Below are 22,186 nucleotides of genomic sequence, written 5' to 3'. Positions count from 1 at the left end.
CCGCGCGGTTAAGGCATAACCGGTACGTGCATCAGCCCGGTAGTTTCTTCCAGGCCAAACATCAGATTCATACACTGCACGGCCTGGCCGGATGCGCCTTTGACCAGATTGTCCTGCACTACCAGTATGACGACGGTATTGCCATTGTTTGGCCTGTGCAAAGCCAGGCGCAACATGTTGGAAGCACGGGTAGAACGTGTCTCTGGATGCGAGCCGAATGGCATTACATCAACAAAGACTTCATCCTTGTAGGCATTTTCAAACAGGGCTTGCAGATCTTCGTTGCTGATTTCTGTATTCAGGCGCGCATACAGGGTGGAATGCATGCCACGTATCATCGGTACCAGGTGCGGCGTGAACAGCAGGCCAATCTGGTCTTTGCTGATGCGCTGCAATTGCTCTACCGTCTCAGGAGTATGCCTGTGGCCGGATACGCCATAGGCTTTGAAGCTGTCACTGGTCTCAGAGAACAAGAGGCCCAGTTCAGCCTTGCGGCCTGCACCGGAGACACCGGATTTGCAGTCAGCGATCAGATTGCCTGCATCAATGATGCCAGCCTTCAGCAGCGGTGCAAAACCCAGTTGCATGGTGGTTGGATAGCAACCTGGGTTGCCAACCACTCTGGCGGTCTTGATGGCTGCACGGTTCAGCTCTGGCAAGCCATACACGGCTTCTTCCAGTACGTCGGTACAAGTGTGCGGGATGGCATACCATTTTTCAAATTCTGCCACATTCTTCATGCGGAAGTCAGCTGCCAGGTCGATGACCTTGACGCCAGCGGCCAGCAATTCAGGTGCCTGTGCCATGGCGACGCCATGCGGGGTGGCAAAGAAGACGACGTCGCATTCTTTGAGGTTGGCTTTGTCAGGCGCAGAAAAAGCGATATCGACGCGGCCACGCAGGGAAGGATACATGTCAGAAACCGGCAAACCATCTTCCTTGCGGGAAGTGATTGCCGTGATGTGCGCTTCAGGATGGGTGGCCAATATGCGCAATAATTCTACCCCGGTATATCCAGTGCCACCTACGATGCCAATTTTGATCATATGCATTCCTTGCAAGAAATTTTGACGCTATTCTAGCAGCATAAGAGTCTGTGTCGTTGCGACTGAAAAAACTCGTTACATGCTCCAAAGCAAAAAAGCCGCCCTTGCAGGCGGCTTTCTCTTGTAACAATTGCAGCAATTGCTTCCAGCGATAAAAAATTAACGCTTGGAGAATTGTTTTGCGCGACGTGCTTTGCGCAGACCAACTTTTTTACGTTCAACTTCGCGAGCATCACGAGTAACGAAGCCAGCTTTTGACAATTCAGGTTTCAAAGCTGCATCGTAGTCGATCAGGGCACGAGTGATACCGTGACGAACAGCACCGGATTGGCCGGATTCGCCGCCGCCGTGAACGTTAACCATAATGTCGAATGTTTCGAGATTATTAGTCAGTTCCAGAGGTTGACGGATGACCATCAGGCCAGTTTCACGAGAAAAATACTCGTTTGCTGGTTTGCCGTTGACAACGATCTTGCCGCTGCCGGATTTCAGGAATACGCGAGCAACTGCGCTCTTGCGACGGCCAGTTCCGTAGTTGTAATTACCGATCATGGCTAATCCTTAGATGTCGAGTACTTGTGGTTGCTGAGCTGCGTGCGGATGTGTTGCATCTGCATAGACTTTCAGCTTCTTGATCATTGCATAGCCGAGTGGGCCTTTAGGCAACATGCCTTTAACAGCTTTCTCGAGTGCACGACCTGGAAAACGCTCTTGCATTTTCTGGAAATTTGTTTCATAGATACCGCCTGGATAACCAGTGTGACGGTAGTATGTTTTGTTCAGAGCTTTAGTACCAGTCACGCGCAGTTTGCCTGCGTTAACAACAACGATAAAATCGCCTGTGTCTACGTGTGGTGTAAATTCTGGTTTATGTTTGCCGCGTAAACGGAGTGCCACTTCGCTGGCAACACGTCCGAGTACTTTATCTGTCGCGTCAATCACGAACCAGTCGCGCTGAACCTCATGGCCCTTAGCGGAAAAGGTTTTCATGTTGAATCCTAATAAAAGTTAAAAACGCCCTGAATATTCTGTGTTTTTGGTGGTTCTGCCATTAATTTCAGCAGACTCGTCCTTATCACTTCTCCCTTGGGCGATCAGGGAGTCGGAAATTATAGTATTTTCAAAGACTTAGTGCAAGAACTGTTTAATTTTTGTGCAGGCTTTGCAGGCACTGTGTGGAAATTTTGCAGACATAAGGCAAAAAAAAACCCGAAGACTGGCTTCGGGTTGAATCCACCAAAGGAGTAGGTGGAGGAGACAATTGCAGGGTTAGTTGACAGACTTGCTATTAACTAACCGATGAGTCAATAATAGGATAAGAAATTGTGCAGTGCAAGGTAATTCACAGTTTTTTTCGCAAAAGTTCACGATTTTGAGCAATAGGCTACAATCTGAAGACCGTATTTTCTAATTCATTGGGGAGTAAAGAATGGAAGCAACAGTACGCTGGACAGGTTCGTCCGGCATGTCTTTTCTGGCAGAAACCGGTTCCGGTCATGCTGTATTAATGGATGGCGCACCCGATGGTGGTGGCCGCAACCTGGCACCACGCCCCATGGAGATGGTGTTGCTGGGTACCGGTGGATGTTCGGCTTATGATGTGGTGCTGATTTTGCGCAAGGGCAAACAGGACATCCGTGGCTGTGACGTCAAATTGACGGCGGAACGTGCAGATACTGAGCCCAAGGTATTCACAAAGATCAATTTCCACTTCGTCGTGCGTGGCCGTCAGTTGAAACCTAACCTGGTCGAGCGTGCCATCAAGCTGTCACATGAAAAATACTGCTCGGCTTCCATCATGCTGGAAAAAACAGCTGTGATGACGCATAGCTTTGAGATTATTGAAGACCTCGATCTGCCTTCAGAGCATCAGGCCGCGGGCTGATTTTCTTCGTCCGGCTTACCAAAAATATCTGTGTAAGTCGGATAAGAAGAGCAATAAGCTATAACAAAAATAAGAAATGACAATGCTGCAAGCATGAGTGCCGCAACATAAATGTCTAATCCAGCAAAAATGAGTGCGAACGGGCTGACTAATATCATCACGCCATACAGGCCAAGAACATAAACAATGAATGCTTTCCAAGAATGCAGTATGGCAAAAAAACTATAGAACATGGATTTCATCAGCGACATTCGTTGCCATACAATCAATGGGACGCTATACCAAAATGCCATTGCAAATGGAAGATAGATCAGGATAGAAAGCAAGATTCCCTTGAAAGGAAAGGCTTGTTGCAGCTCATTCGCATCCATAGGTCCTGTAGCAGTTTGGACAATTTTTACAAAGGCCGCAATATCTCCGTCAGCTAGCACATCAGTAAGCAAACTTGTAATAAATACGGCCAATATACGGCAGGCACCCGATCCCAGCAAAGCGATCCTATTCTGAGATTTAAAACCAATAAAAAGTAAGCTGTGAGTTATTCTCTGTTCATTTTCAACTTGCAGGCAGGCTTGTATGAGCCCAACTGAAAACACAGGGAACAGAAGTAAACTGAGGAATTGCCCAGCAAAAGGAATGAACTTCAGCAATTGAGTCAGCATCATCCATAAGAAAAACAAGCTGATCAACTCTGCGGGTCGTTGACGAAATAGCACAAAGCCCCGGGTCACCCAAGTCCAGCCAGACCTTGCGTCTACTGTTTTCATTTATTGACAGGCAATGCCGGTACACTACCAGATTCCCGCAGGCGCAAGATACGCTCAAAATGGGTAGGGTCATGTGGGGTCAGCATTTCTGCATCCCTGGGCTGATAAAAATCATACAGGCGCGAAAGCCAGAAACGCAGGGCTGCTGCGCGCAACATCGGTTGCCAGGCAATGCCCTCTTCCTGGGTAAAAGGGCGCACGGCATGGTAGGCGTTCAGCAAGGCCAGCACACGTTCTTCATCCAGCACGCCAGTGGTGACATCAATACACCAGTCATTGACCGTTACGGCCACATCAAAAATCCAGCTATCGCAACCAGCGAAGTAAAAATCAAAGAAACCGGTCAGGCGTTCACCATCAAACATGACATTATTGCGGAACAGGTCGGCATGAACAGGTCCACGTGGCAAGGCACGGTAAATTGGTGTGCTGTCGAAAGCATCCTGGAAATGCACCTCTGCCCGTAACAAGTGCTGCAATTCATCTGATAAGAATGGCAATACTTTGGGCGTGGTTTCATGCCACCAGTCAAGTGAACGCAGATTGGGTTGCTGTATGCTGAAATCTTTGCCTGCCACATGCATGCGTGCCAGCATGGCACCTACCTCAGCACAGTGCACGGCCTGCGGATCCATTTGTGAGCTGCCTTCAAGTTTGCTGACAATCGCAGCAGGCTTGCCATGCAGAGCGACCACTAACTCACCTTGATCGTTAGCGATAGGTGCAGGCACCAATACGCCATGATCAGCCAGGTGACGCATGAGCTTCAGGTAGAACGGCAGTTGCTCAAAGCTCAGATTTTCAAATATTGTCAATACGAATTCGCCTGCTTCAGTATTGATAAAAAAATTACTATTTTCTATGCCTGAAGCAATACCTTTGATGCTTAAAGCCTTACCCAGCGGGAATTGCTGCATCCAGGGGCCAAGGTCTTCCAGACTTACCGGTGTAAAAACTGCCATGTCAATTAAAAATGAGGAACTAAGTGAATGCTTACTTCGATACTGCAGCACTGGCGGAGGCGGCTGATTTTGCTGGCGCAGGTGCCAGCACATCAGGAGGATTACCCTCTTTAACTTCTTTCTTGCCACCGAATTCGAGTATGGTCCATTGGGCCGCACGATTGGCGTCGCCCTGTACCGTACCTTTAGGTGCATTACCTACGTCGGTATCGGTTTTGACCGTGTAATTGCTTTTACCAGACTTCACTTGTACTTCGGTTCCCTTGCCGCCAATAACGCGCTTTTCGGTCACTTTGGTTTTAGGTTCTGGCTTGCTCACTGATACGCCCTTGGGATCAGGAAGCTCTTCCAGTTTTTCCAGTCTTGGTGGAGGTGGCACATCAGCCTTGGATGGCGCCTGTGCAGAAGCTGCTTGTGCAGAAGCTGATGGAGCAGCCGTGAATGCCAACAAAAACGACATCAGCACCAATGCAGATTTGTTTGTGATTTTCATGTTGAAGCCCGGAAACGATATATATTCAGTCATTGTAACAAACCCCGCCCGGTCTGACAGGAATATCCGGTCAGACCGGGTGCAAAGGCACTGTCAGCGATCACCTGCATTCACAATTACAACGACTGTGAAGTCTAAAATAAAAGAGGCGCTATCTTGAAGATAGCGCCTCTTTCGTATTCAGATCAAGTGGACCTGAGCCCGCCTGATCAAAACCAATTTAGAACTGGTGACGTACACCGACTGTCAATTCTTTTACGTCAGCGCCTTTAACTGCTGCGCCCACTTTTTGGGAATTTGCGTCTTGTGTTGTGCTTGCGAAAGCAGCATACAGGTCAGTACGCTTGGAGAATGCGTACTGATAACCGATTGCGAATTGCTTAGCGTCGCCAACTGTAGCAGCGGAGTTAGCTGCAACCAGAGTAGAGTCTTTGATCTTGGTGAAAGTAGCCAGGATTTTGTTGCTTGGATCAAACGGAACTGTTACGCCCAGAGTGAAGATCTTTTGATCAACAGCCAAAGCAGCATCATCGCTCACTTTTTGATAGATAAAGACTGGTTTCGCTACGCCGAAGTCGTAGGAAGCGGCCAGAGTGTTACCTTTACGTGCATTGATTGGACCACCAACCAGAGCTTGACCATTGTCTTTGACGAAAGAATAACCAACGTCCAGACCATTTGCTGCGTAACGCAGGTTCAGACCCAGGGTACGGCCAGCAGAGTTGTCGCCAGCGGCTTCGCCGAAGCCATATTGACCAACTGCAGAGAAACCACCCAGGTTAGCTGGTGTGTAGTAGTAAACTGCATTGCTTGCACGGCCACCGGAGTTGGCGTTAGCGCCAGCAACAGTTGCTGTACCGCCGATGAAGTACAGATTGGACAGACCATTGCCGCTGTTGATGTAGCCAGATGCAAACGGATCAAAGTTGTCGAAGAATTTGAAAGTTGGAGTCTTGTCACGGCCCAGATCTACTGTACCGAAATCGCCAGACAGGCCAACTGTAGAACGACGACCAAATGTACGGCCTTGAGCAGAGCTACCGTCATCAACGTTCAGACCCATTTCCAGAACGAAGTTGGCTTTCAAGCCACCACCGAGGTCTTCAGTACCTTTGAAGCCTACGCGGGAACCGTTTTCCTGACCACTCTGCAGTTTATTGAAACGGCCAGCAACTGTGCCGTTGTCCAGACTTTGGAAGCCAGCGTCAACGATACCGTAAACAACAACGGAAGATTGAGCAAACGCTGCACCGGAGAAAGCACTCATCAGAGCGAGTGCGAGGAATGATTTTTTCATTATCTAGTATCCAAAAATGAATGTTAAGTTTTTACCAATTTTACATCAAGCACGGTAAAAACAGAATTACAGGTGTTTTACAGCCTTGAATCGGTAAGAGATCCAATGACAAGCGGCACGATACCTGTGAAAAGTGACAACTTGATGAATTCAACGTGTTTAGAAAGCTACACTTTAATAAAGTTCAGTTAAAAAGAACACGATAGAAATCTTATTTGCATATGCGGAACGAATAGTACACAAAATCAAGGAAACCTGCTGCCACGCATGATTTTGCATCATTGCTGCAAAGCACCAATTATATAAGGCCAGTAACAAGCATTTCAAGTAACTGACTTGAAATTTATTTATATATTACAGTAATTGAAACATTTTATAATCCGTAAAAACCCCTATTCTATGGTCTCCCAGGCGTTCTGCTTTTGCGCAGTCATGGCGCGCCAGTAGGCACGTCCGGTGTACCACATGACTGCACCTATGGCCGCGCAGGCAAACTGCCCAAGCGCTAAAGTCAGAACAGAATGATCAAGGGCAGGCGCAACAATACCGGCAATAACTGCCCCCAGCAGTGTCACCGTCGCCGACTGGCATGAAGCAACAATGCCTCTTATATTAGGAAACAAATCCAGTACCAGCAAGGTCGCCCCTGGTGCTACCAGCGACATGCCAAAGGTATAAAAAAACAGCGGCGTTACCGACCACAATAGAATGGGTGGAGAAAAATAATGGAAGATCACATTGAACAGGGACGCCCCGATCAGGAAGCAAAAACCTATGCTGACCTGTTTCCATACCGTCATTTTGCCAGCGAGGCGATTGGCTGCCAGCGCGCCAAAAAAAATGCCACCTACCGAGGGCACGAATTGCCAGCCAAACTGATCTGGCCCCAGATGCAAATGCTGGGTAATAAAAGCCGGAGCAGCTGAAACATAAAGAAAAAGTCCGGCAAAATTAAAGGCGATGGTGCCTGCCTTCAAATGGAATAAAGGGGATTTGAATACTTTTTTATAACTGGTCCACAGAAATTCTGCACTGAAGGGCTGGCGCTTATCCATGGGCAAAGATTCTGGCAAATACTTGTAGCTGGCCCACCACAAGGCCACGGTATAGCCAAACAGCAGCAGGAAAATCGCCCGCCAGCTCAGGAAACTGACTACCCAGCCACCCAGGATAGGGGCAATGGCAGGCGCGATAGAGAAAATCATGGTCACCAGCGACAGCAGGCGCTCAGCCGGGGCACCTGCATACAGGTCACGTATGATGGCACGCCCCACCACCATGCCAGCACCGGCAGATACACCTTGCAGGATGCGGAAGCCCCACAGGTAATGAATACTGTGCACAGAGGCGCAACCAAAGCTGGCAACAGCAAAAACTGCCAGTGCCACCAGGATCACATTGCGACGCCCAAACGCATCTGACAAAGCGCCGTGCCATAAAGTCATGACGGCAAAGGACAACATATAGGCCGTCAGGGTCTGCTGCACTTCCAGCGCACTCGCATGCAGGGTGGCCTGGATATTGGGGAAAGCAGGAAGATAAGTATCAATCGAGAACGGACCAAGCATGGCCAGGGCAGCCAGTAAGGTCGCCAGGCCAGCATTGCTGATCTTGGTTGTAGAGGACATGGGCAAATTCAGTGTTGCGCCCGATAGCCAGGGCAGCTATCAGGCATGGAACTACAAATTGGGGGCTAAGAAACTGCAGCCAATACCAGGCTGAAGTTCACATTGAAATTCAGATGCCACCCATACAAAGGTACTTCATTTCCAGATATTCATCCATGCCATATTTGGAGCCTTCACGCCCCAGGCCGGATTGTTTGACGCCGCCGAAAGGTGCTACTTCATTTGAGATCAGGCCGGTGTTGATACCTACCATGCCGTATTCAAGTTTTTCAGCAACCCGCCAGACACGGCCTATGTCGCGTGAATAAAAGTAGGATGCCAGGCCAAAGTCAGTGTTGTTCGCTGCGGCAATGGCTTCTTCTTCGGTCTTGAACTTGACGACTGCGGCCACCGGGCCAAAAGTCTCTTCATTCATGATCAACATGCCGGATGTGACATTAGACAGCACGGTTGGTTCATAAAAAAGTTTACCCGCTTCCAGCAATTTGCCACCAGCCTGCAAGCTTGCACCTTGTTTCAAGGCATCGGCCACATGTTCTTCTACCTTGGCTACCGCTTGTGCATCGATCATTGGCCCCTGGTTGATACCAGCACCAAAGCCATCGCCCACCTTGATCTTTTTAGCCCCGGCTGAAAGTTTTTCGACGAAGGCATCGTAAATCGATTCATGCGCATAAAAGCGGTTGGTGCAAACACAGGTCTGGCCAGAATTGCGGAATTTCGATTGCAACGCGCCTTCCACCGCGGCATCCAGGTCGGCATCCTCAAACACGATAAAGGGAGCATGGCCGCCCAGTTCCAGCGCCAGCTTTTTTACCGTCTGGGCAGATTGGCGCATCAGGATGCGGCCTACCGGGGTAGAACCAGTGAAGGACAAATGCCTGACCACAGGGCTATCGCACAAGACCTTGCCAACAGCGATGGACTGCTCCGAGTCAGCGGTGATGATATTGATGATGCCTGGAGGTATCCCTGCACGATGTGCCAACTCTGCCATGGCCAATGCAGACAGAGGCGTTTGCTCGGCAGGCTTGATGACGATGGAGCAACCAGCGGCTACCGCAGGCGCCACTTTGCGCGTGATCATGGCGATAGGAAAATTCCATGGCGTGATTGAGGCGCAGACACCGATAGGCTGCTTCAAGACCACCATGCGCTTGTCGCTCCAGGTCGATGCCATGACATCGCCAGATACGCGCTTGGATTCTTCGGCAAACCATTCTATGAAGCTGGCACCGTAGATGACTTCCCCCTTGGCCTCAGCCAGTGGCTTGCCCTGCTCTGCCGTCATGATGGCGGCCAGGTCGTCGGCATTTTCTATCATGAGGTCAAACCATTTGCGCATGAGCGTCGCACGCTCTTTGCCGGTTTTTGCAGCCCAGAGCGGGAAAGCAACTTGCGCGGCCTTGATGGCGACTTCGGTATAACTGGAGTCCAGGTTGGGGACGGTGCCCAGTATTGCCAGCGTGGAAGGATTATTCACTTCAAAACTGGCCGTGCCTGTGACCCACTCACCATTGATATAGGCCTGGTTGCGTAATAAGGACGGGTCTTTCAAATTCAATTGCTTTGCTATTGCTTCTTGTGACATCAGAGTTTCTCCACTTTTTGCAAACGACAGGAATACCTGCAAGCCTAAAGCAAAACGGCCAGGTCTGCTGGGACCTGGCCGTTTTGCAATGGCTTATAGCAACAGCATGAAAATTATTCAGCAATATCTTTGGGTTTGGCTTCTTCTCTGCGGTTAAAGCCTGCCACCATGTCGAAGCGGAACAAGCGGCATTCCAGTGCACCATTGAAGAATGGAGTCTTGCGCGACTCTTTCAAACGCAACATCTTGGGCAAACCCAGATCAGCGGTGAACAGGAACACGCTCCAGCCAGCAAAACGCTGCTTGAGCGTGGTACTGAAAGCGCTGAAGAAATCCTTGGCCATATCATCATCTTCCATCGTGCTGTCACCACGCACACCGATACGTTCACCGTAAGGGGGGTTGGTCAGCAAGATGCCTGGCTCTGTCGTTGGTGCCTTGATTTCCTGCGCTTCTATCTGCTTCAGTGGCACGTCAAAACGTATGCCAGCCTTGTTCAGGTTATTGCGCGTCATGACGATCATGTCGCCAGAAATATCGCTACCGAAAATCGTCGGCTCAGCAGGCAGAGGATGAGGCTTGGCGCTGGCCTTGATCTGGGCCCAGGCGTCAGCATCGAACTGATGCATTTTCTCGAACGCAAAATCGCGTTTCAGGCCAGGTGGTATGCCTGCCAGGATTTGTGCAGCTTCAATGAGGATAGTGCCAGAGCCACACATGGGGTCAAACAAGGGTGTGCCAGGTTTCCAGCCAGCAGTGCGCAACAAACCTGCGGCCAGGTTTTCACGCAAGGGTGCATCACCAGTTTCCATACGCCAGCCGCGCTTGAACAAAGGCTCGCCAGAAATATCCAGATACACCGTGAAATTGCGTGCATCCATAAAGCCGACGATGCGCATATCAGGGTTCTTGGTATTGACCGATGGGCGCTGGGTGAACTGGTCGCGGAAACGGTCGCAGATCGCATCCTTGATTTTGAGTGTGGCAAAATCCAGGCTCTTCAAGGGTGATTTTACTGCCGTCACATCGACACGGATGGTGTGGTGATAGCCAAACCAGTCTTCCCAGGGCTGATCCAGCACCAGGTCGTAAATATCATTTTCATTGGTATAGCCAGAATGCGCCATGCGCATCAACACACGCGATGCAATGCGTGAATGCAGGTTGATACGCCAGCCATCATGCAGACTGCCTGAGCAATGCACGCCGCCCGGCACCTGATTATGTACAGTCATGGTTTTATCCATGGCTGCAATTTCACCGAGCTCTTCAGCCAGGGCTATTTCCAGGCCACGCGGGCATGGGCAAAAATAAGAATAACGCGTCATAGGAGTACCCTTTATCCGTTAAAAAAACAATGGTGAATATTCACCGCCAATTGCTGGCCTGGAGTTCTGCACTCAAGGTCAAGCGTATTTTGAAACCTCGTCAAACCTAGAAAGGTTTGACGACTACCAAAATCAATATCGCCAGCAACAAAATTACCGGCACTTCATTAAACCAGCGAAACCAGACATGGCTGCGCTTGTTAACACCCTTCTCAAACTTCTTCAGCAAGCTGCCGCAGGCATGGTGATAGCCTATCAGCACGATCACCAAAGTCAGCTTGGCGTGCAACCAGCCATTACCCGGCCCCTTGCCTATGCCATAGCCTTGCCACAGCCACAGGCCGAAGATCAAGGCAAGCACTGCCAATATCGTCATGAAACGGTATAGCTTGCGCGCCATCAGCAACAGGCGCTCCGTTGTCGGCGGGTGATTTTCCATCGCCAGGTTGACCAGGATTCGGGGCATATAAAACAGGCCAGCGAACCAGGACGTGACGAACAGAATGTGAAACGCTTTTACCCAAAGCATGATGTACTTTCTTTAATCTGCACTATGTATTTTTAACTTTATTATTGACGTACTTCGCCGTGACCAAAGACAACATACTTCATCGAAGTCAGCCCTTCCAGACCTACCGGGCCACGTGCATGCAGCTTGTCATTCGAGATACCTATCTCTGCACCCAGGCCATATTCAAAACCATCAGCAAAACGGGTGGAAGCATTCACTATCACCGAGGCAGAATCCACTTCGCGCAAGAAACGCAGGGCGCGGCTATAGTCTTCAGTGATGATGGATTCTGTGTGTTTGGATGAATAATCATTGATGTGCGTGATGGCCTCATCCATGTCAGCCACTAGTTTGATGGCCAGGATAGGGGCAAGATATTCAGTACTCCAGTCTTCTTCTGTCGCTTTAGCCAGATGCGGGTAGCCTGCCAGTATCGCAGCGGCGGCATCATCGCAACGCAATTCAACCTGTTTGCCTGCATACAACTCAGCCAGCTCTGGCAAGACCTGGGGCGCAATGCCTTGCGCGACCAGCAAGGTTTCCATGGTGTTGCAGGTGCCATAGCGATGGCACTTGGCATTGAAAGCCACATCCACCGCTTTTTTCAGGTCAGCCTTGTCATCGATATATACATGGCAGATACCATCCAGATGCTTGATCATGGGCACAGTGGCCTCTTGCATCAAACGCGCAATCAGGCCCTTGCCACCACGCGGAACGATGACATCGACATATTGCGGCATGGTGATCAGTTCACCGACAGCAGCGCGGTCGGTAGTCTCAACGATCTGTACGGCGTCGGCAGGCAAACCGGCACCGGCCAGGCCTTCCTTGACCAGTTTTGCCAGAGCCTGGTTGCAATGGATGGCTTCAGAGCCGCCACGCAAGATGGTGGCGTTGCCGCTCTTGATACACAGGCCAGCCGCGTCCGCAGTCACATTCGGGCGTGCTTCATAAATGATGCCGATGACGCCCAGCGGCACCCGCATTTGCCCTACCTGTATGCCGGTGGGGCGATATTTCATGTTCGAGATTTCACCAATGGGGTCAGCCAGACTGACGATCTGCTCCAGGCCTTCGGCCATGGTGGCAATCGCCTTGTCGGACAGTGTCAGCCTGTCGAGCATGGCGGCTTCCATGCCTGCTGCTTTTGCTGCGGCCAGGTCAAGCTCATTGGCGGCACGCAGGGCAGCAGCTTCACGCCTGATGGCGACAGCGATCAGGGACAATGCCTTGTTCTTGGCGGCGGTGTCGGCTTTGGCCATGGCGCGCGATGCTGCGCGGGCACGGATGCCGAGGTCATTCATGTAGTGCTTGATATCCATATCGTCATTCAGAGGACACTCGTCCTCATATTCGTTGATCAGCCACCAGCAAGGTGGCGAGGGAATTCAATTTCCGGCTTGATAAACCGCTCAATCAGGTGCTGGCACAATGGCGATTAAGCCGCTTTTGCCACTCTCAAACCTAATTGCAACAAGGCATCCCAGGGGTCTCCTGCAAATGCCTTCGCTCGTAAACCTTTTACCATCTTGTCGACTTGCGATGCCTCTTGCAGCGCGGCCCGCAAATTTGCCAGGCTGACGCGGCGCAAGGCGGGGTCCATGAGTTTTTCTCGCGGACCCCAGATGCGGTATTCTTTCAGCAAGGCCGACAAGGGTCTGCCCTGTGCCATGCCAGACTTCAGTTTCAGCAAGGTGCGTATCTCTTCTGCCATTGCCCACAAGACCAGTGGCAGTGCTTCGCCCTCACCTTTCAAACCATTCAACATGCGTACCAGTCTTGCGACATCACCGGCCAGCATGGCTTCATTGAGCTTGAAGACATCATAGCGCGCCACATTGAGCACGGCATCATGGATTTGTTCAAAACTCAGTTTGCCGGGTGGATGCAGCAAAGCCAGCTTCTGGATTTCCTGATGGGCTGCCAGCAGATTGCCCTCTACCCTGTCGGCAATGAAATCCAGACTTTGCCGGTCTGCGCTTTGTTGTTGCAAAGACAGGCGCAAGCTGATCCAGCCAGGCAGTTGATTGCGCTCTACCAGCGGGATATCGATATATACCGCTGCTTGCTGCAAGCTGCCTACCCAGGCGGCTTTTTGCGTGGCCCAGTCCAGCTTGGGCAAGGTGATCAGGGTCAGGTTATCGGGTGACAAATTCGTCACATAATCCTGCAGGGCCTGGCCACCGTCCTTGCCGGGCTTGCCGGTAGGAATGCGCAAGTCGATGAGTTTTTTATCACCAAAAAGGGATTGCGACTGATTCGCGGCCAGCAAGGCACCCCATTTGAAACTGCGTTCCACAGTCAGTATCTCGCGCTCGTAAAAACCCTGCGCCTTGGCCGTGCGGCGTATCTTGTCTGCCGCTTCCAGCGCCAGCAAATGCTCATCACTGGTGATCACATACAGTGGCGCCAGTGTTTTCGCCAGATGGCCATCAAGGGCATCGAAGCGTAGTTGCATATCAGTCGTCCATCTTTACAACAGCCAGCCTGCGCATGATTTGCTGCACCAGGTCACTTTGCATATCTCGGTACAACAAGACTTCTTCCGCTTCTTTCGCCAGCACTTGCGATTCATTAAAGGTAATATTGCGCTTCAATTGCAGGTCTACCGGTTCCAGATATTCCTTGCCCACGTTATTGCGGACACGGAAGCGGAAGTTATAAATCAGATTGTATTCACGCACACGGCCCTGGCTGTTCAGGGACAGGATTTGCTTGTCCCTGGTTTCGCTGAGCACTTCCAGTATGACCTGGGCATCCTTGGCTTCAGACATGACTTGCGTCTGGCCGTTGGCGCGGATATGGCGGCGCAATTCGCCACCCAGGGCCGAACTTTCAGGCATGCCGATATAGATGCTCTTGAATGGCAAAGCAACCGGGCCACGCAGGGCAAAACCACAAGCGGACAACAACATCACGGCCATGATGGCAGCCAGCCATTGCAGACGCTTTAAATACTTTGCTTGCATGCGGTTTCCTTTATTACTTACTTTGTCAGACTATTGTTCAAACTCAGGTTTTTGCCACACCTTAGGCAACTATATTCACCAGTTTGCCAGGCACGATAATAATTTTCTTGGCTGCGCCTTCCATGAACTTCTGTACGCTTTCATTGGCGAGGGCCGTCGCTTCTATCGTCGCCTTGTCTGCATCCTTGGCGACCTTGATGCTGCCGCGCAGTTTGCCATTGACTTGCACCATGAGCTCGATTTCATCCTGCACCAAGGCAGCTTCATCCACCAGCGGCCAAGGTGCATCAATGATTTCACCGAGTTCTGTCGCCAGACCCAGCTCCTGCCACAAGACGTGAGTGATGTGCGGGCACACTGGATACAGACCACGCAGCAAAATGCTGAAGGCTTCGCGCAAGGCTGCGGCGCTGCCTTCGGCTTCTGACTTGAAGGACTCTATGGTATTGAGCAACTTCATGGCACCAGAGACAACGGTGTTGTATTGCAGTCTATCGTAATCGGCATCAATCTGCTTCAACGTCAGATGCACTTCACGGCGCAGCGCCTTGACATCATTGGCATACGCCGCAGGCACAGCAGTACCAGAAGCAATCGTGCCAGACAGTTTCAATGCAGAAGCCCACAGGCGACGCAAGTAACGTGATGCACCTTCTACACCGCTATTACTCCATGCCGCGCTTTGATCGGGAGGACCGGCAAACATGGTGAACAGGCGTGCCGTATCAGCACCGAACTGTTCGATAATGTCTTTGGGTTCAACCACATTGTTCTTGGACTTGGACATCTTTTCGATGCCACCCATTTGCACAGGCTGTCCATCGCTTTTCAGTGACGCAGAAACTGGACGCCCTTTGTCATCATGCTGGACTTCGATTTCATTCGGGTAGAACCAGATTTTCTTGCCAGTAGCATCTTCACGATAATAAGACTCGTTGAGCAGCATGCCCTGGGTGAACAGGTTCTTGAAAGGCTCGTCGATATTGACCAGGCCCAGGTCGCGCATGGCCTTGGTCCAGAAACGTGCATACAGCAAATGCAGAACTGCATGTTCGACACCACCGATGTACTGGTCCATCGCCATCCAGTAATCATTACGGCCATCAACCATGGTGCTTGCATCAGGGCAGGTATAACGCATGAAATACCAGCTGGAATCAACGAAGGTATCCATCGTGTCGGTTTCACGATGTGCCGGGCTGCCGCATTTAGGGCAAGGCACATTCAGGAAATCTTCACGGTGTTTCAATGGATTGCCAGAACCGTCAGGGATGCAGTCGGTAGGCAAGACCACCGGCAAATCTTCATACGGCACAGGCACGTCACCACAACTGTCGCAGTGGATGATGGGGATAGGTGTACCCCAGTAACGTTGACGTGAAATACCCCAGTCACGCAAACGCCAGGTAGTTTTCTTTTCGCCCAGGCCTTTGGCGACCAGATCACCAGCCACTGCATCAACTGTTGCTTTAAAGCTCAGACCATCATATTTACCTGAGTTGATAGTGAGGCCATTTTTCTCGCCGTACCAAGCATCCCATTTTTGGGGATTGAATCTCAGTCCTTCAAATGCCTCCTGAACTTGAGCTCGACCTGCATCATTGCCAATCCAGCGAGATTCGTCGCTTAATTTCTCTTCAAACTCAAGGAAAGCACCTGCCTTAACAACCTGTTTGATGCTGATTCCAAATTTATTGGCAAATTCGAAATCGCGTTCGTCATGCGCAGGCACGCCCATGACGGCGCCATCGCCATAGGTCATCAGGACATAGTTACCAACCCAGACTTCGACCTGTTCGCCAGTCAGAGGATGGGTAACGAACAAGCCGGTAGGCATGCCCTCTTTTTCCTTGGTCGCCATTTCGGCTTCTGTGGTACCACCGGCTTTACAGACTTCGATAAAGGCTGCCAGTGCGGCATTGTTCTTTGCTGCCAGCGTGGCAATAGGGTGTTCTGCCGCCACTGCGCAGAAAGTCACGCCCATGATGGTGTCAGGACGGGTAGTAAACACATACATCTTGCCGTCTTGTATCAGCGCGCCGCTGTCATCCTTGATCTCGTGCGGGAAAGCAAAGCGCACGCCTTCGCTTTTGCCTATCCAGTTGCGTTGCATGGTGCGCACTTGCTCAGGCCAGCCATCGAGATTGTCGATGCTGTTCAGCAGTTCGTCTGCGTATTGGGTGATGCCAAAGTAATAGCCAGGGATTTCGCGTTTTTCGACCAGGGCACCAGAGCGCCAGCCGCGGCCATCGATCACCTGCTCATTTGCCAGCACGGTTTGATCGACAGGATCCCAGTTGACGACCTGGGTTTTTTTGTAGGCGACGCCTTTTTCCAGCATCTTCAGGAACAGCCACTGGTTCCAGCGGTAGTAATCAGGGTCGCAGGTAGCGACTTCACGCGTCCAGTCAAATGCCAAACCTAAAGGTTGCATTTGCGACTTCATGTCTTCGATGTTGGCGTAAGTCCATTCTGCAGGGGATTTTTTGTAGGCTATTGCCGCATTTTCTGCTGGCAGGCCAAATGCATCCCAGCCCATGGGCATGAGGACGTTATAGCCCTTCATGCGCAGCTGGCGTGCCAGCATGTCGTTGATCGTGTAATTGCGCACGTGGCCCATGTGCAGCTTGCCGGAAGGGTAAGGAAGCATGGAGCAAGCGTAATACTTGCCTTTAGGAAAACGTGGATTGTTTTCTATTGCCGTATAGGCATCGATCTTTTTCCAATGGGTTTGCGCCGATTGTTCGACGTCAGAGGGCGTGTATTTTTCTTGCATGGCGTAAGCAGAAGTAGATGCGGAAATGACTCAGAACCTTTGATTATAACTGGTTCAGGCACATTATTGAGGAAAGCCTTATGGACAAAGGCTGTCAGGGCGACTTTATAGTGAACTGGCCGCCTATCCCGCTGGCGAAGTTTGAATTACCTGCGGGGTAGCCTGATGCCTTTTTAAGGCTTTTTGGCTTGCTTGCTGTCTGTCACGAACGAAATCCTCGCCAAACCTTGCGCCTGGGCAGCTGCCATGACCTGGGCAATAATTTCATAACGGGTAGATTTATCTGCGCGCAATTGCAATTCTGTCTGCTTGTTCTTTTTTGCCAGCAGCGCCAGCCTGGAATCCAGATCAGCCATGGCCAGAACTTGCTTGTCCCAATACAGGATGCCATCGGCATCAAAGGAAATACGCACGGCATCTGCCTGCTCTGGCACCGGTGCTGATTGCGCCTGCGGCAAATCCAGCTTGACTGCATGTGTCATGAATGGGGCTGCAATGATAAAGATGACCAGCAAGACCAGCATCACGTCGACCATGGGCGTGACATTGATGTCCGCCATAGAAGTCAAAGGGCGGGATGAAGATTCGCGCGGCGTATGGAATTGACCGAATGTCATCGCTGGAAAAGTATCAAGCCTTGCTCATATGAGCATGCAGGTCAAAAGCAAAGCCATCAAGCTCTGCCAGGGTAATGCGATTGACGCGGTTAAAGGCGTTATACGCTAGCACGGCAGGTATCGCCACCAGCAAACCCAGAGCCGTCATGATCAGGGCTTCACCTACCGGCCCTGCCAGTTGGTCGATTTGCACCACGCCATTGGAGGAGATCGCCGTCAAGGCACGGTAGATGCCCCAGACTGTTCCCAGCAAACCAACAAAAGGTGCGGTGGCGCCGACTGATGCCAGAAAGCTCAAGCCGGTTTCCAGCCTGACCGTCAAGCCTTGCAGTTCCTGACGCAAGCTACGAGTCAGGATTTCGCTGAGCCCGGCATTGGCAGACAAGGTGGCGCTGCGTTGTGCAGTATCGCCAGCTGCATGTGCTGCGTCTGCCAGAGTGATGAATACCTTGGACTGATCAGTCTGACGCAGAGATGACAAGGCATCCGCCAGGCTGGGAGCACGCCAGAATGCGCGCAAAGCTGGCGCTGCCTTACGGATACGCCAGAAACTCCAGCCCTTCATCAAGATCAGTGTCCAACTTAGCACAGACATCAGCAATAATAGCCAGCCGACCAGATGACCCAGGGCATCGGCCTGTTCCCAGTAATGTGCGATTGCAGAATTCATGCGTGTGCCGCTTATTTCACTTATTTAAATATCAGGCAAATGTTGTGTTATTAACGAAAACCAAATAGGACTTACGCAAAATTGTCCCAGCAAGGCGCAGCGACGAAGACAGTACTTTAGTACGGCTAGGAGCTGCAACGCAGCTGGGGCGGTTTTGCGTAAGTCCCACTACCGCAAACCCAGTACATCATACATATCATACAAGCCTGTAGACTTGCCTTGCAAGAAACGTGCAGCACGCAGGCTGCCGTGGGCATAAGTCACACGGCTGGAAGACTTGTGGCTGATTTCCACACGCTCGCCTATGCCGGCAAACAAGACCGTATGATCACCAACAATGTCACCACCGCGGATCGTGGCAAAACCGATGGAAGATGGATCGCGTTCACCAGTCACGCCTTCGCGGGCGAATACACCTACTTCATTGAGGTCACGGCCCAGTGCATCGGCAATGACTTCACCCATTTTCAGGGCGGTGCCTGAAGGGGCGTCGACCTTGAAGCGATGATGGGCTTCGACGATCTCGATGTCATAGCCCTCGGCAAAGCTCTTGGCTGCCATTTCCAGCAACTTCATGGTGACATTCACACCCACGCTCATATTTGGAGCGAACATGATGGCGGTTTTCTCTGCGGCAGCGGCAATCGCTGCCTTGCCAGCCTCATCAAAGCCTGTGGTGCCAATAATCAGCTTGATGCCATGCGCAGCGCAATATTCAAGATGCTTGAGCGTACCTTCGGGACGGGTGAAGTCAATAAGATAATCGGCATTCGCCAGGCCAGCCGCCAGATCGGCAGTAATGCTGATGCCGCATGGCTTACCCAGACCGGCTGCTGCATCCGTGCCCAAAGCTGGTGAAGCTGGCACATCCAAAGCGCCAACCAGGACCATATCATCGGCATTGCTGATCGCTTCGACCAGCATTTTTCCCATACGGCCAGAAGCCCCGGCCACGGCAATTTTCAGTGCAGTCATTAAATTTGATTTTCTTTAGATTTATTTCTCTTAAGACTTATTTCTCTTTTTTCTTCGGAGCATCGGTTTCCACTACCGATTGCACGCGATTCAGGCCCAGTGCAGATTCTGTGATGCGTGCCAGGTATTCTTTTTCTGTCGGCAAGTTACCGCCTTCAAACTTTGCTACCGTGCCATCCTTGAAGTACACCGAGACGCGGCTGGTAATACGCTCGCCATTTGGCTTGATCAGGCGGAAAGGATAATCCCAGCGGTCTTCATGAAACATATCGGTCAGCAAAGCCGTACCCAGCAGAAAACGCACTTGTTCACGCGTCATGCCTTCTTTTAATTGCGCCACCATTTCCTGGGAAACGAAGTTACCTTGCTGTATGGAAACGCGATAAGGTGAGAAAAAGGCCAATACTTTGCCAAAACCAGTAGGCTCTACCACTTGAGCGCCATTTGTATCGCTAGGCGTGCCCGATGTTGCATATACTGAAGTCTTGTCAGCCGAGGACAGCAGGGGAATAGGCGATGAGCATGCTGTCAAAGAAGCCAGCACTACCAGACCCGCTACACGGCTGATCTTCTTCCGCGTTAATTCTGAAAACAACAGTTGCATAGATAACCTCTTAATTGAGCAACAAGCCCTAAAACCCGATATCATAAAGCAGATAGCAATTTTTTGATCGAAAACATGACAAACAGCACCCCCAACCTCAAGGCCAGCGGTCTGAAAGCCACTCTGCCCCGTCTGAAAATCCTGGAAATCTTCCAAAACAGCCGGGTTCGTCATCTGACAGCAGAAGATGTGTATAAGATCCTGCTGAATGAAAATATGGATGTCGGTCTGGCAACTGTGTACCGTGTCCTGACCCAATTTGAACAGGCTGGCCTGTTAAACCGCAATCATTTTGAGACTGGCAAAGCCATTTTTGAATTGAACGAGGGTTCACACCATGACCATCTGGTTTGTCTGGATTGTGGTCGGGTGGAAGAGTTTTTTGATGAAGAGATTGAACAACGCCAGCAAACTATCGCTCTGGAACGTGGTTTCAAGATTGCTGAGCATGCGTTGGCGATTTATGGCAATTGCACCAAGCCAAATTGCGAGCATAAGGCTTAGGTGCCTGCGTCTCAATTTTAGTTTTTCAAGCGCATCGAGGCCTACACGTCTCGTGCGCAGCCAAGTTCACTTATTGATCTTGGTAACAACAGCTTCCACGGTGCCTATGATCTTTTGGGCATTAAATGGCTTGAGGATATAGCCATGTATGCCAGTTTTGACTACCTCATTAATGGTGTCCTGATCTTTATTGGCTGTGACCATGAGTACCCGTGCATCTGGCAGCAGCTCTCTGATACGCGGTAGAATTTCAGTGCCGCTGATTTTAGGCATCACGATATCGAGCAAGATCAGGTCAGGTCTGAGCTTCACTGCCATTTCCAGGCCAGTACCGCCATCAGTTGCCTCGCCAACGACGTTATATCCCTCGCTGCGTAATATGACTCTGAGTACTTCGCGGGTTACATCATTGTCATCAATTAGTAAAATCTTCGCGTTTCTCTTGTCCATGGCAAATTGTATTCGCGTGAATGTTTAATAAACTGCTTTGCTAGCCAGAGTGTGTTGACATCCTGTCTTATTGGCTTAATGCATTCGATAATAATTTCGAAGTGATATCCACGATAGGGATGACTCTTTCATACGCCATGCGGGTTGGTCCTATGACACCCAGGGTACCCACTATCTTACCGTTTACCTCGTAAGGCGCAGTGACGATACTCATTTCTTCCATGGGCACCAGTTGTGATTCACCGCCTATGAAAATCTGCACGCCGGTTGCCTTGCTGGATACATCCAGCAACTGCATGAGGCTGTTTTTTTGCTCAAACATATCAAACAGCTTGCGCAAAGAACTCATATTTGAAGACAAATCCTGCACATTCAGCAAATTACGCTCACCGGAGATAACGACCTCGTCATTATCTTCATCCATGGCATTGCTGCCCGCCTCTACCGCCGCCTGCATGAGCCTGGTCATGTCATTTTGCAATTGTCGCAATTCGCTATTGATGCGGGTACGAGCATCGGTAAAGCTCAGGCCACCAAAGTTCTGGTTCAAATAATTAGCGGCCTGCACCAGTTGGGTAGGTGTGTAATCAACATCTGTCAACAACAAGCGGTTATGGACTTCACCTGCTGGGGTAACGACCACCAGTAAAATACGCTTTTCTGACAGGCGTAAAAATTCTACCTGCTGGAAAATCGACTCGGTGCGCGGCGTCACGACGACACCGGCAAATTGGGTCAAGGAAGATAAAATTTGCGCCGCATTCGCAATCAGTTTTTGCGGCGGCTGCGCATTCATATTCGATTGCAGGCTCGACTGCAGGCGCGAGTCCATGCCTGCGCCATTCACGTCTTGCACAGTAAGCAAGGTATCGACGAAAACGCGATAGCCCCTGGGCGTGGGGATGCGGCCCGCAGAAGTATGCGGGCTGGCTACAAAGCCCATTTCTTCAAGGTCGGCCATGACATTGCGTATCGTCGCCGGGGATAATTCCAGACCCGATATTTTTGACAAGGCGCGGGAACCCACAGGCTGGCCGTCAGCGATATAACGCTCGACCAGGGCTTTTAATAAAGTTTGTGCGCGGATATCTAGTTGCATGGTTTCATTTT

General features: G+C 50.7%; 23 protein-coding genes. 2 read left to right on the top strand and 21 right to left on the bottom strand.

Annotated elements, in window-relative coordinates:
- Positions 1 to 8: 8 nt before the first annotated feature.
- The 3 genes from argC to rplM all read right to left on the bottom strand — a co-directional run bounded on the left by argC (position 9) and on the right by rplM (position 2,036).
- Positions 9 to 1,046 carry an N-acetyl-gamma-glutamyl-phosphate reductase gene (gene argC / locus ACO0LD_RS11105; RefSeq protein ID WP_423006652.1) on the bottom strand — a complete coding sequence of 346 codons (1,038 nt, stop codon included), beginning with the start codon at positions 1,044 to 1,046 and terminating at the stop codon, positions 9 to 11.
- Between the two features lie 159 nt (positions 1,047 to 1,205).
- Complete coding sequence (gene rpsI / locus ACO0LD_RS11100) at positions 1,206 to 1,598, bottom strand: 30S ribosomal protein S9 (RefSeq protein WP_110255177.1); 393 nt, start codon at positions 1,596 to 1,598, stop codon at positions 1,206 to 1,208.
- Between the two features lie 9 nt (positions 1,599 to 1,607).
- A complete protein-coding gene (gene rplM, locus ACO0LD_RS11095) occupies positions 1,608 to 2,036 on the bottom strand; it encodes a 50S ribosomal protein L13 (RefSeq protein WP_110255178.1) in 429 nt (142 codons plus the stop codon).
- Positions 2,037 to 2,475: 439 nt separating this feature from the next.
- Here rplM and ACO0LD_RS11090 point away from each other — a divergent pair, with 439 nt between their 5' ends.
- Positions 2,476 to 2,931, top strand: a complete 456-nt coding sequence (locus ACO0LD_RS11090; protein WP_423006650.1) for an OsmC family protein — start codon at positions 2,476 to 2,478, stop codon at positions 2,929 to 2,931.
- On the opposite strand, the gene ACO0LD_RS11085 is transcribed toward ACO0LD_RS11090, so the two are convergent.
- From ACO0LD_RS11085 to ACO0LD_RS11010, 16 genes are all read right to left on the bottom strand, one after another.
- The gene (locus tag ACO0LD_RS11085; protein WP_423006648.1) at positions 2,916 to 3,698 is read right to left on the bottom strand and encodes a BPSS1780 family membrane protein; all 783 of its coding nucleotides are present in this window, start codon (positions 3,696 to 3,698) and stop codon (positions 2,916 to 2,918) included. The two genes, ACO0LD_RS11090 and ACO0LD_RS11085, sit on opposite strands and share 16 nt — an antisense overlap.
- Positions 3,695 to 4,660, bottom strand: coding sequence for a homoserine kinase (locus tag ACO0LD_RS11080; RefSeq protein ID WP_423006646.1), 966 nt, complete (start codon positions 4,658 to 4,660; stop codon positions 3,695 to 3,697). The genes ACO0LD_RS11085 and ACO0LD_RS11080 overlap by 4 nt, the downstream gene beginning before the upstream one ends.
- A gap of 31 nt (positions 4,661 to 4,691) precedes the next feature.
- Positions 4,692 to 5,153, bottom strand: coding sequence for a hypothetical protein (locus ACO0LD_RS11075; protein ID WP_423006644.1), 462 nt, complete (start codon positions 5,151 to 5,153; stop codon positions 4,692 to 4,694).
- Positions 5,154 to 5,373: 220 nt separating this feature from the next.
- A complete protein-coding gene (locus ACO0LD_RS11070) occupies positions 5,374 to 6,450 on the bottom strand; it encodes a porin (RefSeq protein ID WP_423006642.1) in 1,077 nt (358 codons plus the stop codon).
- Positions 6,451 to 6,842: 392 nt separating this feature from the next.
- Positions 6,843 to 8,078, bottom strand: coding sequence for a multidrug effflux MFS transporter (locus ACO0LD_RS11065; RefSeq protein WP_423006640.1), 1,236 nt, complete (start codon positions 8,076 to 8,078; stop codon positions 6,843 to 6,845).
- Positions 8,079 to 8,187: 109 nt separating this feature from the next.
- Positions 8,188 to 9,669: an NAD-dependent succinate-semialdehyde dehydrogenase gene (locus tag ACO0LD_RS11060; RefSeq protein ID WP_423006638.1), complete on the bottom strand. Its 1,482-nt coding sequence runs from the start codon at positions 9,667 to 9,669 to the stop codon at positions 8,188 to 8,190.
- Between the two features lie 113 nt (positions 9,670 to 9,782).
- Entirely contained in the window at positions 9,783 to 10,997 is a 1,215-nt protein-coding gene (locus tag ACO0LD_RS11055) for a THUMP domain-containing class I SAM-dependent RNA methyltransferase (RefSeq protein ID WP_423006636.1), read from the bottom strand.
- Positions 10,998 to 11,103: 106 nt separating this feature from the next.
- The gene (locus tag ACO0LD_RS11050; RefSeq protein ID WP_423006634.1) at positions 11,104 to 11,526 is read right to left on the bottom strand and encodes a CopD family protein; all 423 of its coding nucleotides are present in this window, start codon (positions 11,524 to 11,526) and stop codon (positions 11,104 to 11,106) included.
- Between the two features lie 41 nt (positions 11,527 to 11,567).
- Positions 11,568 to 12,833: a glutamate-5-semialdehyde dehydrogenase gene (locus ACO0LD_RS11045; protein ID WP_423006632.1), complete on the bottom strand. Its 1,266-nt coding sequence runs from the start codon at positions 12,831 to 12,833 to the stop codon at positions 11,568 to 11,570.
- A 116-nt stretch (positions 12,834 to 12,949) separates the two neighbouring features.
- Positions 12,950 to 13,969, bottom strand: a complete 1,020-nt coding sequence (gene holA / locus ACO0LD_RS11040) for a DNA polymerase III subunit delta (RefSeq protein WP_423006630.1) — start codon at positions 13,967 to 13,969, stop codon at positions 12,950 to 12,952.
- A gap of 1 nt (position 13,970) precedes the next feature.
- On the bottom strand, positions 13,971 to 14,480 hold the full coding sequence (gene lptE, locus ACO0LD_RS11035) for an LPS assembly lipoprotein LptE (RefSeq protein ID WP_423006628.1): 510 nt from the start codon (positions 14,478 to 14,480) through the stop codon (positions 13,971 to 13,973).
- A gap of 61 nt (positions 14,481 to 14,541) precedes the next feature.
- Complete coding sequence (leuS, locus tag ACO0LD_RS11030; protein ID WP_423006626.1) at positions 14,542 to 17,256, bottom strand: leucine--tRNA ligase; 2,715 nt, start codon at positions 17,254 to 17,256, stop codon at positions 14,542 to 14,544.
- 173 nt (positions 17,257 to 17,429) lie between these two features.
- Positions 17,430 to 17,873 carry an ExbD/TolR family protein gene (locus ACO0LD_RS11025; protein WP_423006624.1) on the bottom strand — a complete coding sequence of 148 codons (444 nt, stop codon included), beginning with the start codon at positions 17,871 to 17,873 and terminating at the stop codon, positions 17,430 to 17,432.
- A 13-nt stretch (positions 17,874 to 17,886) separates the two neighbouring features.
- The gene (locus ACO0LD_RS11020) at positions 17,887 to 18,543 is read right to left on the bottom strand and encodes a MotA/TolQ/ExbB proton channel family protein (RefSeq protein WP_423006622.1); all 657 of its coding nucleotides are present in this window, start codon (positions 18,541 to 18,543) and stop codon (positions 17,887 to 17,889) included.
- A 168-nt stretch (positions 18,544 to 18,711) separates the two neighbouring features.
- On the bottom strand, positions 18,712 to 19,518 hold the full coding sequence (gene dapB / locus ACO0LD_RS11015) for a 4-hydroxy-tetrahydrodipicolinate reductase (protein ID WP_423006620.1): 807 nt from the start codon (positions 19,516 to 19,518) through the stop codon (positions 18,712 to 18,714).
- 37 nt (positions 19,519 to 19,555) lie between these two features.
- Positions 19,556 to 20,122 (bottom strand): outer membrane protein assembly factor BamE, encoded by a 567-nt coding sequence (locus ACO0LD_RS11010; protein ID WP_423006618.1) that lies wholly within the window; start codon positions 20,120 to 20,122, stop codon positions 19,556 to 19,558.
- A 75-nt stretch (positions 20,123 to 20,197) separates the two neighbouring features.
- Here ACO0LD_RS11010 and fur point away from each other — a divergent pair, with 75 nt between their 5' ends.
- On the top strand, positions 20,198 to 20,626 hold the full coding sequence (fur, locus tag ACO0LD_RS11005; RefSeq protein WP_423006616.1) for a ferric iron uptake transcriptional regulator: 429 nt from the start codon (positions 20,198 to 20,200) through the stop codon (positions 20,624 to 20,626).
- A 66-nt stretch (positions 20,627 to 20,692) separates the two neighbouring features.
- On the opposite strand, the gene ACO0LD_RS11000 is transcribed toward fur, so the two are convergent.
- Positions 20,693 to 21,076, bottom strand: coding sequence for a response regulator (locus tag ACO0LD_RS11000; RefSeq protein WP_423006614.1), 384 nt, complete (start codon positions 21,074 to 21,076; stop codon positions 20,693 to 20,695).
- Positions 21,077 to 21,143: 67 nt separating this feature from the next.
- On the bottom strand, positions 21,144 to 22,175 hold the full coding sequence (hrcA, locus tag ACO0LD_RS10995) for a heat-inducible transcriptional repressor HrcA (protein ID WP_423006612.1): 1,032 nt from the start codon (positions 22,173 to 22,175) through the stop codon (positions 21,144 to 21,146).
- Positions 22,176 to 22,186 lie beyond the last annotated feature (11 nt).

It is taken from the genome of Undibacterium sp. Ji83W, from assembly GCF_049340385.1.
In the GTDB taxonomy this organism is placed as follows: Bacteria; Pseudomonadota; Gammaproteobacteria; order Burkholderiales; family Burkholderiaceae_D; genus Undibacterium.
The sequence above is the reverse complement of the archived record's forward strand: the minus strand, read 5'-3'. Positions and strand labels throughout refer to the sequence as shown.

Coding starts and splice junctions, on each gene's coding strand:
- fur (WP_423006616.1), top strand. CDS start 20,198: ATGACAAACAGCACCCCCAACCTCAAGGCCAGCGGTCTGAAAGCCACT.
- dapB (WP_423006620.1), bottom strand. CDS start 19,518: ATGACTGCACTGAAAATTGCCGTGGCCGGGGCTTCTGGCCGTATGGGA.
- ACO0LD_RS11080 (WP_423006646.1), bottom strand. CDS start 4,660: ATGGCAGTTTTTACACCGGTAAGTCTGGAAGACCTTGGCCCCTGGATG.
- ACO0LD_RS11075 (WP_423006644.1), bottom strand. CDS start 5,153: ATGAAAATCACAAACAAATCTGCATTGGTGCTGATGTCGTTTTTGTTG.
- ACO0LD_RS11060 (WP_423006638.1), bottom strand. CDS start 9,669: ATGTCACAAGAAGCAATAGCAAAGCAATTGAATTTGAAAGACCCGTCC.
- ACO0LD_RS11085 (WP_423006648.1), bottom strand. CDS start 3,698: ATGAAAACAGTAGACGCAAGGTCTGGCTGGACTTGGGTGACCCGGGGC.
- ACO0LD_RS11025 (WP_423006624.1), bottom strand. CDS start 17,873: ATGACATTCGGTCAATTCCATACGCCGCGCGAATCTTCATCCCGCCCT.
- ACO0LD_RS11010 (WP_423006618.1), bottom strand. CDS start 20,122: ATGCAACTGTTGTTTTCAGAATTAACGCGGAAGAAGATCAGCCGTGTA.
- ACO0LD_RS11000 (WP_423006614.1), bottom strand. CDS start 21,076: ATGGACAAGAGAAACGCGAAGATTTTACTAATTGATGACAATGATGTA.
- ACO0LD_RS11050 (WP_423006634.1), bottom strand. CDS start 11,526: ATGCTTTGGGTAAAAGCGTTTCACATTCTGTTCGTCACGTCCTGGTTC.
- ACO0LD_RS11045 (WP_423006632.1), bottom strand. CDS start 12,833: ATGGATATCAAGCACTACATGAATGACCTCGGCATCCGTGCCCGCGCA.
- rplM (WP_110255178.1), bottom strand. CDS start 2,036: ATGAAAACCTTTTCCGCTAAGGGCCATGAGGTTCAGCGCGACTGGTTC.
- ACO0LD_RS11070 (WP_423006642.1), bottom strand. CDS start 6,450: ATGAAAAAATCATTCCTCGCACTCGCTCTGATGAGTGCTTTCTCCGGT.
- ACO0LD_RS11020 (WP_423006622.1), bottom strand. CDS start 18,543: ATGAATTCTGCAATCGCACATTACTGGGAACAGGCCGATGCCCTGGGT.
- argC (WP_423006652.1), bottom strand. CDS start 1,046: ATGATCAAAATTGGCATCGTAGGTGGCACTGGATATACCGGGGTAGAA.
- ACO0LD_RS11065 (WP_423006640.1), bottom strand. CDS start 8,078: ATGTCCTCTACAACCAAGATCAGCAATGCTGGCCTGGCGACCTTACTG.
- ACO0LD_RS11090 (WP_423006650.1), top strand. CDS start 2,476: ATGGAAGCAACAGTACGCTGGACAGGTTCGTCCGGCATGTCTTTTCTG.
- ACO0LD_RS11055 (WP_423006636.1), bottom strand. CDS start 10,997: ATGACGCGTTATTCTTATTTTTGCCCATGCCCGCGTGGCCTGGAAATA.
- lptE (WP_423006628.1), bottom strand. CDS start 14,480: ATGCAAGCAAAGTATTTAAAGCGTCTGCAATGGCTGGCTGCCATCATG.
- rpsI (WP_110255177.1), bottom strand. CDS start 1,598: ATGATCGGTAATTACAACTACGGAACTGGCCGTCGCAAGAGCGCAGTT.
- holA (WP_423006630.1), bottom strand. CDS start 13,969: ATGCAACTACGCTTCGATGCCCTTGATGGCCATCTGGCGAAAACACTG.
- leuS (WP_423006626.1), bottom strand. CDS start 17,256: ATGCAAGAAAAATACACGCCCTCTGACGTCGAACAATCGGCGCAAACC.
- hrcA (WP_423006612.1), bottom strand. CDS start 22,175: ATGCAACTAGATATCCGCGCACAAACTTTATTAAAAGCCCTGGTCGAG.